Consider the following 16,994-nt stretch of genomic DNA (forward strand, 5'->3'; position numbering starts at 1 on the left):
GGTAAAAGGAGAGCGTAAAAAATGGAAAAATTACTTTTTGGAGTGGCGTATTATGATGAATACATGCCATATGATAGATTAAATGAAGATATTAAAATGATGAAATCAGCTAATATTAATGTTGTTAGAATTGCTGAATCAACTTGGAGTAGTGTAGAGCCACAAAATGGCGAGTTTGATTTTAAACATATAGATAGAGTGATTGATGCAATGGAGGAAGCAGGCATTAGTGTGATTATTGGAACACCTACGTATGCAATACCAACATGGCTTGTATCTGAATGTCCTGAAGCACTGGCAGTTACCAAGAGTGGACAAGGCGTTTATGGAACAAGACAAAACATGGACATAACTAATCCAACATACCTATTTTATGCAGAGAGGGTCATTAGAAAAATTATGGACAGGGTAAGCAAGAGAAAATGTGTTATAGGGTATCAGCTTGATAATGAAACTAAACACTATGACACAGCTGGTTCTAATGTGCAACATTTGTTTATTAAATATTTAAGAAAGAAATTCCCAAATATAAATGATTTAAATGATGAATTTGGATTAGCTTATTGGAGTAATAGAATTAATTCATGGGAAGACTTCCCTAATGTTCTTGGAACTATAAATGGAAGTCTTGGGGCAGAATTTGAAAAATTCCAAAGAACTCTTGTAAATAAATTTTTAAGCTGGCAATCTGATATTGTAAATGAATATAAAAGAGAAAATCAATTTGTAACTCAAAACTTTGATTTTGAATGGAGAGGATATTCTTTTGGAGTTCAACCTAAAGTAAATCATTTTGAAGCATCAAAGTGTTTAACTATTGCAGGTGTTGACATATATCATCCAACTCAAGATTATTTAACTGGAACTGAAATCTCTTTTGGTGGTGATATGACAAGATCCCTTAAAAATGATAATTATCTTGTTTTGGAAACAGAGGCTCAAGGATTTGAACATTGGGTACCTTATGATGGACAACTTAGATTACAAGCTTTTAGTCATGTAGCTTCAGGAGCAAATTCTGTTATGTATTGGCATTGGCATTCTATTCATAATTCAGCTGAAACTTATTGGAAAGGTCTTTTAAGTCATGACTTTAAAGAAAATCCTACATATAATGAATCAAAGATTATTGGGGATGAATTTAATAGATTTGGAGATAAGCTTGTAAATTTAAAGAAGAAAAATGATGTGGCTATTCTTGTAAGTAATGAAGCATTAACTGCAATTGAATGGTTTAGCTGGACATTAGATTTTAAATATAATGATGTTGTAAGATGGGTATATGATGAATTATACAAAATGAATGTAGGCTGTGACTTTATTAATCCTGATTCTGAGGATATAGAAAAATATAAATTAATTGTAGCTCCAGCTTTATATTCAGCACCTAGTGATTTACTTAATAAATTAAATTCATATGTTAAAAATGGTGGTAATTTAGTTGTTACCTTTAAGAGCGCATTTACAAATGAAAATGTAAAAGTTAGCCACAATGACCAACCTAACATAATAAATAAATGTCTTGGAGTTACTTATAATCAATTTACAAAGCCAGACAAAGTTTCTTTAAAAGGACATGACTTTAAGGTATCAGACGAAGAAAATGAAGTTTCCCATTGGATGGAATTATTAAAGATTACAACGGCTGAAACTATTGCATATTATGATCATCCAAATTGGGGAAAATATTCAGCTATAACAAAGAATCATTACGGAGAAGGAATTGCAACTTATATTGGATGTTTTGCAAATAAAGCAATTTTAAAAGAAGTTTTAATAGAGGTATTAAAAGAAGCTAATTTATTTGGACAAGAACAACAATACAATTTTCCTATTATAATTAAATCTGGTTACAATTCAGAAAATAAGAAGATAGTATATTACTTTAACTATTCTTGTGAAAAGAAAGAAATTGAGTATAGTCATAATGAAGGAATAGAATTAACTAAAAATCAGCCTATTAAAAAAGGTGAAAAAGTGGTATTAAAGCCTTGGGGTCTAATAATTGTAGAAGAAAATAAGTAATTTAAAGTAAAAAACAGTTGCGCTACACGGTTATGTGCAATAAAATACGCATTATATAGTAAAATAAAAAGAGTATGAATATTAAAATCATACTCTTTTTAGATAAAGTATTAAAATATAGAAAATTATAATTACCATAATAAGTTTAGGATTAGGAGCGTAAGTATGAAATATTTAGTTTTAGATATTGGAGGAAGTGCTATTAAATATGCACTTATGACAAAAGAATTAGAATTTATTGAAAAGGGAAATATACCAACACCTATAGATAATATAGAAAATTTCGTTGAAGCAGTTGGTAAATTATATGATCAATATAAAGATCATATAGAAGGAATGGCTATAAGTATGCCTGGAGTTTTAGATAGTGAAAATGGTTATGCTTATACAGGAGGTCATTTAGAATATAATGGTGGAAAAGAAATTGTGAAGATTTTGCAAGAAAGATGTAAAGTAAAGATTACAATAGAAAATGATGGAAAGTGTGCGGCCTTAGCAGAAGTTTGGAAAGGTAGTTTGAAAAATTATAATGATGGAGTAGTTATTGTCCTTGGAACTGGTGTAGGGGGAGGAATAGTAAGAGATAAGAAAATACATAAAGGCAGAAACTTTTTTGCAGGTGAATTTAGTTTTATGGCTACTAATATTAATGATGCTCAAAAGATTGAAAATTGCTGGGGACTTGTAAATGGTTCTAGAGCATTAATAGATGCCGCTGCAAAGGTAAAAAACATACCAGTAGAAGAATTAGATGGATATAAAGTATTTGAGTATGCAAATAATAATGATGAAGATGTTCTTAAAGTATTAGATGATTTTACGTATAAATTGGCAGTTCAAATTTTCAATTTACAATGTGTTTTAGACTCAGACATATTTGCAATTGGTGGAGGAATAAGTGCTCAAGATATATTGATAGAATATATTAAAAAGAATGTAGAGAAACATCATAAAATCTTTGGAAATTTTAATGTTCCAAAACCTAAAGTGGTTAGATGTGAATTTAGAAATGATGCTAATCTTATAGGTGCTTTATACAATTTTATAATGCATAATTAATTAAGTGAAGGTAAATGTTCAGCTAACCCATGCTGAGGTAATAAATAAAATTAATGATATTCAAAAAGATTTAAATAAAGTTAAACTTGTAACTGCAAGTAATTGGGTTGAAGTAACTAAATTAAAATCAGTTAAGTAATATTTTAGATAGGCTAGGGAGTGATTAAAAACTCCTTAGCCTTATTTTTTTTATCTTGATAATTTATATTAAAGGTGACATTCTTTATAGCATAAAAAAATATGTAATGAATATAGTTTATATAGGTCATAAGAAAGTTTATAAGAGGTGTATAGGGTGACATGGAAGAAAAAGAGGATAGGCATAAATTTAATTTTATTATTGTTATTAATAGCTATATCTATTGGAGTTAATAAAACTACTCAGGTTATTGGAAATACACATGAAGAAGAACCTATATATTGTGTTGATACAAATGATAAAGTAGTTAGCTTAACTTTTGATGTAAATTGGACAGAAAAAGATAATTTAGAAGTAATATTAAACATATTAAAGAAATATAATGTAAAAGGAACATTCTTCATAATGGGTGGATGGGTGAATTTCAGTGAAGAGAATGTGAATAAGCTAAAGTTAATAAAAGAAGGGGGGCATGAAATAGGAAATCATAGTTATAAGCATCCGCAGTTCACAAAAATTGGAGCGGATAAAATGAAGGAAGAAATAGATAAAACTAATGACATTATTGAGAAATATACAGGCGAAAAACCTAAGCTATTTAGATTTCCAAGTGGAGATTATAATAAAGATGCTTTTTTGAAGGTAAGAAACTTAGGATATATGGCTATACAATGGAATGTTGATTCTATTGATTGGAAGGAAGCTTCAGCTGAAACAGAATATAACAGAGTAATGAAGAATGTTAAGCCTGGATCTATTATTCTTTTTCATAATGCAAAATATACTCCAGACAATATAGATAGGATTATAAAAGAGCTAAGAGACAAGGGTTATGAGTTTAAAACTGTAGGTGAAATGATATATTTTGAAGACTATAATATTGACAATCAAGGAATTCAACATAAAGTAAAACTTGATTCAGCAAGCTGAATTTTAGATGAGCTTATAGCCTCAAGGGTCACAAAGTCTATGAACTTAGTTTCGCTTATCGCCATATAAAGAAAGTGATTTATTAGTGGAACTAAGTTATCGGATAAAAATATTAATATTTATTGAAAATTAACTAGTTTTTGTATTATAATGGTAATATGTGCTAATAGGAGCATATATTACACAAAATAAAATAATTTCCAATGGAGAGAGGGATAACAATGGATAATTTAATGCTAAATAACAAGATTTACCTTGAGGGTAAAGTAACATCTGGATTAGAGTTTAGCCATGAAATGTATGGAGAAGGGTTCTATACTTTTGATTTAGATGTAATGAGATTAAGTGACTCAGTAGATACACTAAATATTACTGTTTCAGAAAGACTGCTTAGTGATATTAAGCTAGAGGAAGGCATAGACGTAATTGTAGAAGGACAACTAAGATCTTATAATAAATTTATAGATGGATCTAATAAGCTTATACTTACTGTTTTTGCAAGGAATATCGAACCATGCTTGGAAAGAAGCAAGAATCCTAATGAAATATTCTTAGATGGATATATATGTAAGGAACCTATTTACAGAACAACACCGTTTGGACGTGAAATTGCAGATGTACTTTTGGCTGTAAATAGAGCATATAATAAATCAGATTATATTCCTACTATTGCATGGGGACGAAATTCAAGGTTTTGCCAAACTTTAAGTGTTGGTGATAATATTAAGGTTTGGGGAAGACTTCAAAGTAGAGAATACCAAAAAAAGGTATCGGACAGTGAAGTAATAAGAAAAATAGCATATGAAGTTTCAATTTCAAAGATGGAAAGAGCTCAAAAAGAAGAGATAGCAGGAGAAGAAGGAGCAGTATAATATAATTAATAGCTTTAGAAAATCTATTATGGTCAATAATTAATAGTTATTTATTAAATATTCGCTTATCATTTTAAGTAAAACAAAAGGTTTCAATAAATTTTAAATTTATTGAAACCTTTTGTTTTTTGATTATCCATTATGTAATTTTAAATAAGCTAATAATTTCCTATTTTCTTAAATCATCCATAATTTGAGTTTTGTCTTTTGTTTTATCATCTACTGATTTAATTATTTTAGCAGGACTGCCTGCAACAACAACATTCTCTGGAACATCCGTTGTAACTACAGAACCAGCAGCTACAACAGAGCCAGCGCCGATTTTAACGCCTTCAAGAATTACAGAGTTAGCACCAATTAAAACATTGTCACCAATCATGCAAGGTTCTTTACTTGGTGGTTCTAATACTCCAGCTACGACAGCACCAGCACCTAAGTGAACATTCTTACCTAATTTTCCACGTGCACCAACTACAGCGTTCATATCAACCATAGTTCCATCACCGATTTCAGCTCCAATGTTAATTACAGCACCCATCATTACTATAGCATTTTTACCAATGATAACTTTATCTCTTATGATAGCACCTGGTTCAATTCTTGCATCCACTTCAAGTAAATCTAGCATAGGAACTGCAGAATTTCTTCTGTCATTTTCTATTCTAAAGTGTTTAATAAGGTGTTTGTTATCTAAAACTATTTTAGTTATAGAATCAGATTCTCCCATTAGTATATAAAATCCGCTTGAACCATACCATTCTACATCATTCATTTCTGCATTGCTTAAATCTCCATTAACATAAACTTTTACTGGAGTTGATTTTTTTGATTCCTTAATAAATCTAGCAATTTCATAAGGATCTGTTAAATTATATGACATTATATCACCCTTTCCATTATAATTGCAATCAAGACTATTATAATAAAGATTGAACACAATTGAAAGAGATTATGAAAAAAAAACACAAATAGTTTGAATGAACTTTGGTAATGTTGTAAAATAAATTTATCCGATAGCTAGCATCCGTAAGACTCCATCTTCATAAAGATGAAGTTAACGGATGCACGCTCCTGGATATTGTGACCCTTGAGGTCATAAGTTCAACTAAATTCAGCTGGAGTATAAAACTCCACCTGAAAGTTTCACTTTATATTATCATAACAGGGGGGCATTAAAAAAATGAATAAACAAGTTGAGAAAGTTCAAATCTCTGGAATAAGAAGATTTGCAGAAAAGGTTAAAAATGTAGATGGGGCAATTTCATTAACTATTGGTCAGCCAGATTTTTGCGTACCAGAGAAGGTATCAGAAGCAATGATCAATGCTATTAAGACTAATAAAACAACATATACATCAAATGCAGGGATCGATGAGCTTAGAGAAGAAATATGTACATATTTGAAGACATTTGAGATTGAATACAGTAAAGACGAAATATGTGTAACTGTTGGAGGTAGCGAAGGATTATATTCAGTATTGTTTGCTTTAATGAATAAAGGGGATAAGATTTTAATACCAGGTCCTGCTTATCCTGCTTATGAAAATATTTCAATAATGATAGGTGCAGAAGTTGTAAATTATGGATTAAATGAAAATTTTACATTAAATATAAATGAAATAAGAGCAAAATTAAAAAATGAAGATATAAAATATTTAATTCTTTCGTTTCCTTCAAATCCCACAGGAGCAATTTTATCTAAAGAGCAAAGGGATGAACTTGTTGAATTAATAAAAGAGAAGGATATTATAGTAATAACTGATGAAATGTACTCAGCTATAATTTTTGATGATTATTATTCAGTAGCTCAAGCAAAAGAAATAAAAGATAAAATTATATATGTAAGTGGATTTTCAAAAATATTTTCTATGACAGGACTTAGAATTGGGTACGTTGCATGTCCAGAAAAATACATGAAAGAAATAATTAAAGTGCATCAATATGGAGTATCTTGTGCTCCTTCAATATCGCAATATGGTGCTCTTGAAGGACTAAAAAGTTCATTAGAAGATGTTGAGCATATGAGAAAGAAATTTGAAAGAAGAAAAGATTATTGCATGAATAGATTAAAACAACTTAATTTAGAAGTTGCAGAACCTAGGGGAGCGTTTTATATATTCCCCTCAATTAAAAAGTTTAATATGATTTCAGAAGAATTCTGCGAAAAATTATTAAATGAAGGAAAATTAGCTTGTGTACCAGGTACAGCGTTTGGAGAACTGGGAGAAGGATATATGAGAATATCATATTGCTATTCGGATGAAACTTTAAAAGAAGCATTTGATAGACTTGGAAATTTCTTAAAATCAAATTTTCCAAATTATTAATTATGGTATTTAGGCACAATCAAAAAATAAATAGGGGGTACTACAATGAATGAATTTAAAAATGTCACAGCAGTAAAAAAAGCAAATGTATATTTTGATGGAAAGGTTACTAGTAGAACAGTAATATTTGAAGATGGTGAAAGAAAAACCTTGGGAATTATGTTACCAGGGGATTATGAATTTGGCACAGGGGATAAAGAAATAATGGAAATTTTAGGCGGTTCAATGGATGTTAAGTTACCAGGAAGCAATAAGTTTGTTACATATAAAGAAGGGGAAAGTTTTGAAGTTCCAGCAAATTCTAAGTTTAGTTTAGTAGTAAAAGAAGTAGCAGATTATTGCTGTTCTTATATTAAAGAATAGCCTATATTTTAAAGATTAAATATGAAAATTTAAGATCTAATGCAAAAATATTTGATATAACCAATGGAAGTCTATCCATAAAAATGTACTTACGTAAAGTATATTTTTATGGATAGACTTCTATTTTGAGTTTAATAAAGAGTATATTCAAATAAATTCAATATTATAGTCGTGCAACTGGAATTGCGCGTATATTCATGTTAGTAGAGCAATTTTTGGACAAAAGCTAACAGTAAATGGGGAACCCAAAGAATATCTTAGATGCAAATGTCGCTATTCTAATTTTTATATAAAGTTTGGTTACAAATTTGTAAGTATTTATAACAGTTTTTATAAAGGTATATGTAGCACACGGAAATATGCGGTAGTATTAGAAAACGTTATCGTATACAGTCTATTTAAGTTAGAAGCCCTTAAAAAGCGCTTAGAGATATTTGGTTAATGTTGAATAAACAGGTATTATAGATAATAAGTAAATAAAAATGAGTATATGCGCAATGAAAGGATGGGGATTGAGATGGCAAACACATTTAATGGATTAGAAATGCTTAAGATTGCAATATTAATGGAGGAAGAAGGAAGAGATTTCTACACTAATGGTGCAAAATATACAACAGGAAAATTAAAAGATTTTTTATTAGCTACAGCAGGACAAGAATTTATACATAAAGAAAAATTTTTAACACTTTACAATAATTTAGCAAGTAAAAAAGATGAAAATTATGATTATCTTTTTGACGCTGAAGTAACTTCTTATTTAAAGTCTTTAATTGATAATAAAGTTTTTAATAAAGAAACACCTCCTGAAGATGCTTTTAAAGATTATAAAACTGCTATAGAATATGCAATAAAATCAGAACAGCTTACAGTAGAAGTTTATACAAAAATGTATGAAGGAATTGTAGAAGGTGAAGTTAAGGAATTACTTAGTACATTAATAGATGAAGAAAAAACTCATATTGATGAGTTTTCGAAACTTTTATAATTAAAAATATTATTCAAATTGTAAGGATCTATGATATAGATAATATACAATTAACAAAAAGCTATCCATAAAAGGATGGCTTTTGCTTCTTTTATACCTGAATAGTTACAATGTTTTTATGAAAAATAGATAAAAATTAAGGATAATTTAATACTATAATGAGTTTTTTGCTGTATAATCAAAAAGTATAAGTAAAAAACTGGAGGGAATTAGTGAATGAATAAAAAACAAATTATCGGGTTGATAGCTGCGTCTGTTGCATTTGTATTTATTAGTGTAGCAAGTGTTATCACAAAAACAGTTTCAGAAAATATGTCAAATAAAAATGAAACAAAATCTTTAGAGTCAATCTTACTTTCTGATAAAGTTACATTACCGGATAAAGATTTTGTTGGAGTAGTTAAAGTAGAAGGCACCATTGCGGATGTAGCAAAGTCTTCGAGTATGTTTTCAAATCCACAGTCATATAATCATAAAAAAACATTGAAATATATTGATTCTATGATGGAATCAAAAAATAATAAGGGTATTATTTTATATGTTAATAGTCCTGGTGGCGGTGTTTATGAAAGTGATGAACTTTATTTAAAGTTAAAGGAATATAAAGAAAAAACAGGACATCCTATCTGGACATATATGGCATCACAAGCATGCTCAGGTGGATATTATATATCCATGGCTACTGATAAGATATATGCTAACAGAAATACATGGACAGGTTCCATTGGAGTAATTGTATCATCAACTAATGTAAAAGGTTTATATGATAAGCTGGGAATTAAGGAAATAGACATTACAAGTGGAACTAATAAGGCAATGGGATCTCCAGGAATAGAGATGACAGATGAACACCGTGAAATTTTACAAAGCTTAGTTAATGAAGCTTATGAACAATTTGCAGGTGTTGTAGCAGAAGGAAGAAAAATGGACATAAACAAAGTTAAACCTATTGCAGATGGACGTATATATTCTGCTAAACAAGCTTTAGATTTAGGATTAATTGACAATGTTGATACTTATGAAACTATGCAAAAAAATATGTTAGATACTGTAGGTAAAGATGTAGAAATATTTACTCCAGAGAACAAAGCAAATGTTTTATCATCATTATTTGAAAAAGCAGAAAATTTAAAACCTAAATCAGATGCACAGGTAATTTCTGAACACTTAGAAAAAGAAGGTAATGGAGGTTTGATGTATTATGCTGAAACAAAATAAAGAAGATATATTATATGCAGGTTTTTTCGTACGACTATCCGCATATATAATTGATTGTATTATTGTGGGCATAGCATTACTGATTATAAGAATACCTAAATTTATCATATATATGATGAATCCAGAAATATTTTTTGTAAAACCTATCTTATTTGAATTTTCTATATTTGATATTGTCATTTATATACTAGGATTAACGTATTTTGTTTTAATGACATATTATTGTGGTGGAACACTCGGAAAAAAATTATTTAAACTTAAAGTATGTAAGAATACAGATGAAAAATTATCTTTATTTACTGTAATTTATCGTGAAAGTATTGGAAGATATTTAAGTGCGTTGATATTATTTATTGGATATATAATGATTGGAGTAGATTCAAAAAAACGTGCACTTCATGATATATTGAGTGATACTTTAGTAGTTTATAATATAGAGCCTATATATGATTCTAATAATGATAATGATAATAATGATATCAGGTTCAACTAAGATTCAGGTGCTTTAATCCACATCTGAATTTAGGAAGAGGAGTTTCATCCATAGTAGGAGTGTTACGGATGCTAGCTATCGGATAAAAGAATTAATTTAAAAAGAAATAATAAAAAAATTATGTCCTAAAAAATATTCACTGACGGGGAAATCCTTGTTTGTGAATATTTTTTTGTTTACAATTTGTAAAATTTAATGTATTAAATTAAAAACTTATTCTTTGAAAATTGAATAATGGCATATTAACAAAATATGTTATAATTAATTTATAATGGTAGATTATTGCTCATTAAAGTATAAAAAAGGGGATTTTAATTTAATATGGAGAATGATATAGATGTTATATTTTTTGACTTATTCTTTACATTGATAACACCGCAATATAATGATGTTAGGAATGAAAATGATGTATTAGGAATAACAAAAGAAGAGTGGGAAAAATATGCGGAAGATAATGAATTATATTTAGATAGAGCAACTGGAAGAGAAAAAAATCCACAAAAGATAATTGAAAGTATTGTTGGAAAAATAGACATAAAAGTTAGCGAGGGTCAAAAAAAAGAAATTTTAGAATTAAGAAAAGAGAGATTTAAAAAATCAATAATTGATGTAGATATTACAATAATTGATGTTCTTTTAGACATAAAGAAAAAGGGGAAAAAGCTATGCTTGATTAGTAATGCAGATATAATTGATGTAATGAATTGGAAAGAATCCCCTCTGAATGATCTGTTTGATGATACAATATTTTCATATGAAGTAGGGTATTTAAAGCCTCAAAATGAAATATATGAGATTGCATTAAAGAAAATGAATACTATTCCACAAAAATGTATTTTTGTTGGAGACGGTGGCTCTGATGAATTAAAAGGTGCAAAAGAATTAGGAATGAAAACTATACAAACAGGATGCTTATTAAAAAAAGAAACTAAAGAACATAATGTGATAAAAAATTTTGCAGATTATTATATAGAAGATTTTAAAGAAATTATTAATATAATAAATTCGTAAATGTCTATAAAGATGAAACAATTAAGGTCTTGTAGTTAATACAACCTTGTAAATTATGACGAATTAAAGATTATTTATATCAAGTGGGGTGAAGCAATTATGAACAGAATTGAAATTTTAAGAAAATATATTGATGAAATACTCTTGAATATGACAGATGTTGAAGAACGAAGATGTGCTTATTTGCATTTATATGGAGTTGCTCAATCTTGTGCATTAATTGCACTAAAGCGTTGAAAAATGCTGAACTTGCAACTATGTCAGGCATGCTCCACGACATATATTCGTATGCTAAAATGGACACAAAAGACCATGCACATAAAGGTGCTACATTGGCAAGAGAAATTTTGACATCATTGCAGATAACAAATGATGATGAAACTAAACTGATTTGCGATGCTATTTATAACCACAGTGAAAAAGAAGTCGTGCATTCTGGTTTTAATGAAGTTTTAATAGATGCAGATGTATTTCAACACTGCTTGTATAATCCTATGTTTGAAATCATGGCACATGAAAAAAACAGGTATGAAAAACTTAAACTTGAATTTGGCGTTGCGTAAGATTCTTATATCATGTAGCAGGATCAATAAGTAAAATTAAATATAAAAAATTAGAATATCGTATTATTCAATGAATTTGCGGTATTTTTGCTACGCCCTAGGAAAATATGTAGCAAAATATAAAAATGCTATTTAGAAATTAGATAATGGTAAATTTACAATATATGCTATAATTAATACATGATAGTAAGAAATATGAAGTAAAGATTCTTTATATATCATATAGATAAACAGAAATCTATATAAGAGTATTAGAAAGGAGGTAAGTGAAGTGGGAGATTTTTTTAATGCTGCATTTCCTTGGGTTGCTTTTTCAATTGGCCTTGTTCTTGTCCTTACTTATATGAATTCAAAAAAGAAAAAGCAAGATGATAGAGAACAGTAAATTCCAATTTGTTGCAGATATTATGAGCGTAATTTAATACACTATCTTCTATAAAGGTGTAACAATCAAAATTTTGTAGTTGCTACAATGTTGTAGATTATAATGCAATGGAATTATATTGCTAATATGCAAGGAGGATTTTATGATTTTAATTAGTTTACTTTTTATTGGTATTTCAATAATATAATTGGAGACTATGTAAAAATCGTTGATGGAAAGGAATTGACTACGTAAAAGGTTTTGAATCTTTCTTTTCGTTTGTTGTCATAGAAGAGCAGCTAATAATTGTATAATTATATTTTTAATATTAAAAGTATGATAAGATATTATTTATAAAGTCTTGTAGATTGGTGGTGTTATCATATGAATCCAAGAAAAATAATAAGTGATGTAGCGCATAAATATAATTTAGATTCAATTGGCATATTTGGAAGCCGTGCTAGAGGAGATTATAGAGAAGATTCAGATTATGACATTTTTATAATAGGTAATTTGACTTTAGATGAAGAATTAGCTTTAGAAGCTGAACTAGAAAAAGCATTAAATAAGAGTGTAGATATTGTGAAGATAAGAGAAGATAGTGACAGAATATTACTAAAAAATATTGTAAATGATGCAGAAGTTATTTATAGTGAAAATCATGCATTTGAAAAATTATATGAGTTTGTGGAGATATTCTTTGCTGAAAACAGTGATTTTATCCATATGAGGGAGAGAGATTTAATTGATTAATAGAGATAGAGTTTTAAAATTACTTGGAGATTTCAAAGAGTGGGAAAGTGACTTCAAAGAATGTATAGATTCACTAGAAAAATGTGATAATGATATAAAAAAACTTTTATATCATAGTGTAAGAGCTTATTTTTTAGATTTTCATATATTATGTGAGGATTATGTATCAATAAGTTTAAAGCATTTAAATAAATTTAAAGTAGATATTTCAGCAATACAAGGCATGGAAATAGTTAAAAGTTCAAATAAAATAAGTGATGAATTTTTTGAATTTTATAATACATCAAGAAGATTAAGAAATAGATTAGCACATAGATATAAGATGCCTAAAGATGAAGATCTTCTTTTAAATTTAAAGAATAATTTAGAATATATAAGTGAATTAGAACAATCAATTAAGGATCTACTTAAATAGATTTGAGAGTAAACAGAAATAATAAAAAAGAAACAGAATGGAGGTTTCCATTCTGTTTCTTTTTACTATAAAGTAACTATTATTAAAGTTCTATAACATCATTCATGTCATATAATCCTGGTTTAGTTCGTGACGCCATATATTCACATGCTTTTAAAGCACCAATTGCAAAAACTTCTCTTGATATTGCTTTGTGAGTTAGTTCTATTACTTCACCAGTTCCAGCAAAAATAACTTCATGGTCTCCTATAATAGAGCCACCTCTAACTGCATGGATACCAATTTCATTTTCTTCTCTTTTAGAATTACCTTCTCGTCCATATACATATTTAGTGGTATCTTTAATTGATTCTTTTACAGCATCAGCAAGCATTATTGCAGTACCACTAGGTGCATCTACTTTTTGGTTATGATGCTTTTCAACTATTTCTATATCATAATTTCCATAAAGAAGTGGAGTGATTTTCTTTAAAAGAGAGGTTATTAGATTAATTCCATAAGACAAATTACCTGTCTTAAATAACTTAAGAGATTTACTTTTTTCATCTATTAAATCTAAATCTTCCTTAGAAAATCCAGTTGAACAGATTACTAATGGTTTGTTGTTTTTCTCTGTTAATTCTAATAGAGCATGAAGAGCATCAGATCTTGAAAAATCTAATAAAACATCATAATCAATATTTAAATCTTCTACAGTTTCAAATATTGGATATGAAGCATTACTTGGGTATTTATCAATTCCAGCGATTATTTCTAAACCCTTAAAGTTATTAGCGCACTCTGTAATCATCTTACCCATTTTACCTGAACAACCATTTAATACTATTTTTATCATTTATTATCACCTTACATCAATTTATTCTCTATTAAAGCAGCTTTTAGTATTTCTTCATTGTGACATTCCATTTCACAAAGAGGAAGTCTTAAAGGACCAACGTTAAGTCCCATAAGATTCATGGCTGTTTTAACTGGGATTGGACTTGTTTCTATAAATAAAGTGTTTGCTAAAGATAAGGTATTTAATTGAATATCTAAAGCTTCTTTATAATTATTTTCTAAACATTTTTGAGCTATTTCATGAACTTTTTTTGGAATTATATTAGCTAAAACAGAAATAATACCGATGCCACCAAGGGACATTATAGAAACTATTTGATCATCATTACCAGAATAAATATCAATAGAATCTCTGCATAATGCTTTCATTTGAACTATTTGACTAATATTTCCACTAGCTTCTTTTATAGCAACAACATTACTTAACGACGCTAGTTTAACTAAAGTTTTCGGGTCGATATTAATTCCAGTTCTACCGGGAACATTATAAAGTATTATAGGTGTTTTAACTTCATCATTTATAGCTTCAAAATGTTTTACCAACCCATTTTGAGTAGTTTTATTATAATATGGAGTAATAACAAGTAATCCATCAACCCCAACACTTTCTGCATATTTACTCATAGAAATAGCAGAAATAGTGTTGTTTGAACCAGTCCCTGCAATTACAGGGATTCTTTTGCTTACAACATCAACTGTAAATTTAATGGTATCCTTTTTTTCCTTTTCTGTCATTGTAGTAGCTTCACCTGTAGTGCCACAAATAACAATAGCATCAGTACCTTCTTTAATATGCCAATCAAGTAGAATTTTAAGTTTTTCAAAATTAACTCCATCTTCATTGAAAGGGGTAACTATAGCTACAGCTGAACCTTGAAATATTGACATTTAGATTCCTCCAACATAAATTGCTACAGACTATTTATTATCTTTAATCCGATAGCTAGCATCCGTAAATCCCCCTAAATCGGGAGATAACGGCTGCACGCTCCTGGATGAGTTCAACTAAATTCAGCTGGAGTATAAAACTCCACCTGAAAAGTTTCACTTTATCATTAATTCTGCAATTTGAATAGCGTTAAGAGCTGCTCCTTTTCTTATGTTATCTCCAACAATCCATAAGTTTAATCCATTATCTACGCTAAAGTCTCTTCTGATTCTTCCAACATAAATATCATCTTTACCAGTAACGTCAAGTGCAGTTGGATATTTTAATTCCTTAACATTATCATATACAGTTACACCTTGAGTGTTTCCTAATAATTCAAATATATCTTTTACATCAAATTCAGAATTTAATTCTACATTTACACTTTCACTATGGCTGTTAAGAACAGCAACTCTTGCAGTTGTTGCAGTAACTTTCAAGTCTGGTGCATGGAGTATTTTTCTTGTTTCCTTAATCATTTTTTCTTCTTCTTTAGTGTAACCATCTTCTAAGAATACATCTATATGAGGTAATACATTACCAGCGATAGGATAAGGGAACTTCTTAGGTGCTATACCTTTAACTCCATCTTCTAAATCCTTTATACCTTGGACACCTGCCCCAGATACTGCTTGGTAAGTAGAATAAACAATTCTTTTTATTCCATATTTATCATTTAAAGCTTTCATTATAGGCATTGCTTGAATTGTTGAACAATTTGGATTAGCAATTATTCCTTTATGAAGTTTAATGTCTTCTGGATTAACTTCAGGTACTACAAGTGGAACCTCAGGATCCATTCTCCAAGTACTACTATTATCAATTACTACAGCCCCATACTGTGCAAAAACAGGTGCAAATTCTTTACTTGCATCTCCACCAGCTGAAAATAGTGCATAATCTATTTTTTTATCCTTTATATTTTTTTCACAAGTTTCTTCGACTAAATAATCCTTACCTTTAAATGGTAAAGTACTACCTTCTGATCTTTTTGATGCGAAAAGATATAAATTTTTTACTGGAAAATTTCTTTCTTCTAAAATCTCTAAAAATTTTCTTCCTACATTTCCAGTAGCCCCAACTATTGCAATATTATACACAATAATCCCTCCTAAATTTAATTATATATATTTTTAATATATACAAATACTATAGTTAAATATGAAATAAATATCAAGTCAATAGGATAAATTAGTTAAAAAAATCTATTCATTATTATAATATATTCCATTAATTAGGAAAATGATAAAAGAATATGCACCTATAAAAAGAGTGCGAAGCACAATACGGAACTTTTCACATCTAAAAACTTAAGGAATTTTAGCCATAATCATTCACCATTAACTGGACATAATACAGTCACTTTTTTCATCAAAAACTAGCATGATAGGTGATAAACATTACAAAAAATTCTTATAGAATAATAATAAATATAAAGGAAATAATAATATTAATACTTTTAAGAGAGGTAGGATGAAATATGAGTAGTGAAAATGTAAAAAAAATAATAAAAGCAAAAATTAAAGCTAATAAAGAACTCACAGAAGAAGAACAAATGAGAGAGAAAATCAAATATGAAATTGCAGAAGAACTAGGATTAACTGATAAGGTTAGTAAAATGGGCTGGGCTGAATTATCGGCTGAAGAAACTGGTCGAATTGGAGGCCTTATGGCTAAACGGAAAAGAAACAATTTGAAATAACAAAAATCACA

Annotated in this window: 20 protein-coding genes; 16 read left to right on the plus strand and 4 right to left on the minus strand. The window is 28.8% G+C overall.

The features are described 5' to 3' along the window. Positions 1–21 precede the first annotated feature (21 nt). The 5 genes from psyc5s11_RS10605 to psyc5s11_RS10620 all read left to right on the plus strand — a co-directional run bounded on the left by psyc5s11_RS10605 (position 22) and on the right by psyc5s11_RS10620 (position 5,025). Positions 22–2,025 (plus strand): beta-galactosidase, encoded by a 2,004-nt coding sequence (locus psyc5s11_RS10605; RefSeq protein ID WP_224037550.1) that lies wholly within the window; start codon positions 22–24, stop codon positions 2,023–2,025. Positions 2,026–2,190: 165 nt separating this feature from the next. Then, positions 2,191–3,084, plus strand: a complete 894-nt coding sequence (locus tag psyc5s11_RS10610) for an ROK family protein (protein ID WP_224037551.1) — start codon at positions 2,191–2,193, stop codon at positions 3,082–3,084. A gap of 4 nt (positions 3,085–3,088) precedes the next feature. Continuing rightward, a complete protein-coding gene (locus psyc5s11_RS27855; protein WP_258712442.1) occupies positions 3,089–3,223 on the plus strand; it encodes a hypothetical protein in 135 nt (44 codons plus the stop codon). Between the two features lie 156 nt (positions 3,224–3,379). Further along, positions 3,380–4,153, plus strand: a complete 774-nt coding sequence (locus tag psyc5s11_RS10615) for a polysaccharide deacetylase family protein (RefSeq protein ID WP_224037552.1) — start codon at positions 3,380–3,382, stop codon at positions 4,151–4,153. A gap of 221 nt (positions 4,154–4,374) precedes the next feature. Next, positions 4,375–5,025: a single-stranded DNA-binding protein gene (locus psyc5s11_RS10620; protein ID WP_224037553.1), complete on the plus strand. Its 651-nt coding sequence runs from the start codon at positions 4,375–4,377 to the stop codon at positions 5,023–5,025. Positions 5,026–5,194: 169 nt separating this feature from the next. Here the strand turns inward: psyc5s11_RS10620 and dapD are convergent, their stop codons facing one another. Continuing rightward, positions 5,195–5,905 (minus strand): 2,3,4,5-tetrahydropyridine-2,6-dicarboxylate N-acetyltransferase, encoded by a 711-nt coding sequence (dapD, locus tag psyc5s11_RS10625; RefSeq protein ID WP_224037554.1) that lies wholly within the window; start codon positions 5,903–5,905, stop codon positions 5,195–5,197. 300 nt (positions 5,906–6,205) lie between these two features. On the opposite strand from dapD, the gene psyc5s11_RS10630 reads away from it, so the two are divergent. From psyc5s11_RS10630 to psyc5s11_RS10675, 10 genes are all read left to right on the plus strand, one after another. After that, positions 6,206–7,351 carry a pyridoxal phosphate-dependent aminotransferase gene (locus psyc5s11_RS10630; protein WP_224037555.1) on the plus strand — a complete coding sequence of 382 codons (1,146 nt, stop codon included), beginning with the start codon at positions 6,206–6,208 and terminating at the stop codon, positions 7,349–7,351. Positions 7,352–7,396: 45 nt separating this feature from the next. Beyond that, the gene (gene ppnP, locus psyc5s11_RS10635) at positions 7,397–7,714 is read left to right on the plus strand and encodes a pyrimidine/purine nucleoside phosphorylase (RefSeq protein ID WP_224037556.1); all 318 of its coding nucleotides are present in this window, start codon (positions 7,397–7,399) and stop codon (positions 7,712–7,714) included. 517 nt (positions 7,715–8,231) lie between these two features. Continuing rightward, positions 8,232–8,699, plus strand: coding sequence for a ferritin family protein (locus psyc5s11_RS10640; RefSeq protein ID WP_224037557.1), 468 nt, complete (start codon positions 8,232–8,234; stop codon positions 8,697–8,699). Positions 8,700–8,915: 216 nt separating this feature from the next. Further along, the gene (gene sppA / locus psyc5s11_RS10645; RefSeq protein ID WP_224037558.1) at positions 8,916–9,917 is read left to right on the plus strand and encodes a signal peptide peptidase SppA; all 1,002 of its coding nucleotides are present in this window, start codon (positions 8,916–8,918) and stop codon (positions 9,915–9,917) included. Then, positions 9,901–10,410 (plus strand): RDD family protein, encoded by a 510-nt coding sequence (locus tag psyc5s11_RS10650; protein ID WP_224037559.1) that lies wholly within the window; start codon positions 9,901–9,903, stop codon positions 10,408–10,410. The genes sppA and psyc5s11_RS10650 overlap by 17 nt, the downstream gene beginning before the upstream one ends. A 321-nt stretch (positions 10,411–10,731) precedes the next feature. After that, positions 10,732–11,421, plus strand: a complete 690-nt coding sequence (locus psyc5s11_RS10655; RefSeq protein ID WP_224037560.1) for an HAD family hydrolase — start codon at positions 10,732–10,734, stop codon at positions 11,419–11,421. A 99-nt stretch (positions 11,422–11,520) separates the two neighbouring features. Next, a complete protein-coding gene (locus psyc5s11_RS10660; protein WP_224037561.1) occupies positions 11,521–11,658 on the plus strand; it encodes a hypothetical protein in 138 nt (45 codons plus the stop codon). Next, positions 11,631–11,984 (plus strand): HD domain-containing protein, encoded by a 354-nt coding sequence (locus psyc5s11_RS10665; RefSeq protein ID WP_224037562.1) that lies wholly within the window; start codon positions 11,631–11,633, stop codon positions 11,982–11,984. Before psyc5s11_RS10660 ends, psyc5s11_RS10665 begins: the two co-directional genes overlap by 28 nt. Positions 11,985–12,732: 748 nt before the next feature. Next, complete coding sequence (locus tag psyc5s11_RS10670) at positions 12,733–13,101, plus strand: nucleotidyltransferase family protein (protein ID WP_224037563.1); 369 nt, start codon at positions 12,733–12,735, stop codon at positions 13,099–13,101. Next, complete coding sequence (locus tag psyc5s11_RS10675; protein WP_224037564.1) at positions 13,094–13,516, plus strand: hypothetical protein; 423 nt, start codon at positions 13,094–13,096, stop codon at positions 13,514–13,516. The genes psyc5s11_RS10670 and psyc5s11_RS10675 overlap by 8 nt, the downstream gene beginning before the upstream one ends. An 82-nt stretch (positions 13,517–13,598) precedes the next feature. On the opposite strand, the gene dapB is transcribed toward psyc5s11_RS10675, so the two are convergent. From dapB to psyc5s11_RS10690, 3 genes are all read right to left on the minus strand, one after another. Further along, the gene (gene dapB / locus psyc5s11_RS10680; protein WP_224037565.1) at positions 13,599–14,351 is read right to left on the minus strand and encodes a 4-hydroxy-tetrahydrodipicolinate reductase; all 753 of its coding nucleotides are present in this window, start codon (positions 14,349–14,351) and stop codon (positions 13,599–13,601) included. An 11-nt stretch (positions 14,352–14,362) separates the two neighbouring features. After that, entirely contained in the window at positions 14,363–15,241 is an 879-nt protein-coding gene (gene dapA / locus psyc5s11_RS10685) for a 4-hydroxy-tetrahydrodipicolinate synthase (RefSeq protein ID WP_224037566.1), read from the minus strand. A gap of 156 nt (positions 15,242–15,397) precedes the next feature. After that, complete coding sequence (locus psyc5s11_RS10690) at positions 15,398–16,381, minus strand: aspartate-semialdehyde dehydrogenase (RefSeq protein WP_224037567.1); 984 nt, start codon at positions 16,379–16,381, stop codon at positions 15,398–15,400. A gap of 380 nt (positions 16,382–16,761) precedes the next feature. On the opposite strand from psyc5s11_RS10690, the gene psyc5s11_RS10695 reads away from it, so the two are divergent. After that, on the plus strand, positions 16,762–16,983 hold the full coding sequence (locus psyc5s11_RS10695) for a small, acid-soluble spore protein, alpha/beta type (protein ID WP_224037568.1): 222 nt from the start codon (positions 16,762–16,764) through the stop codon (positions 16,981–16,983). Positions 16,984–16,994: the final 11 nt, after the last annotated feature.

The sequence above is a fragment of the Clostridium gelidum genome (assembly GCF_019977655.1).
In the GTDB taxonomy this organism is placed as follows: domain Bacteria; phylum Bacillota; class Clostridia; order Clostridiales; family Clostridiaceae; genus Clostridium; species Clostridium gelidum.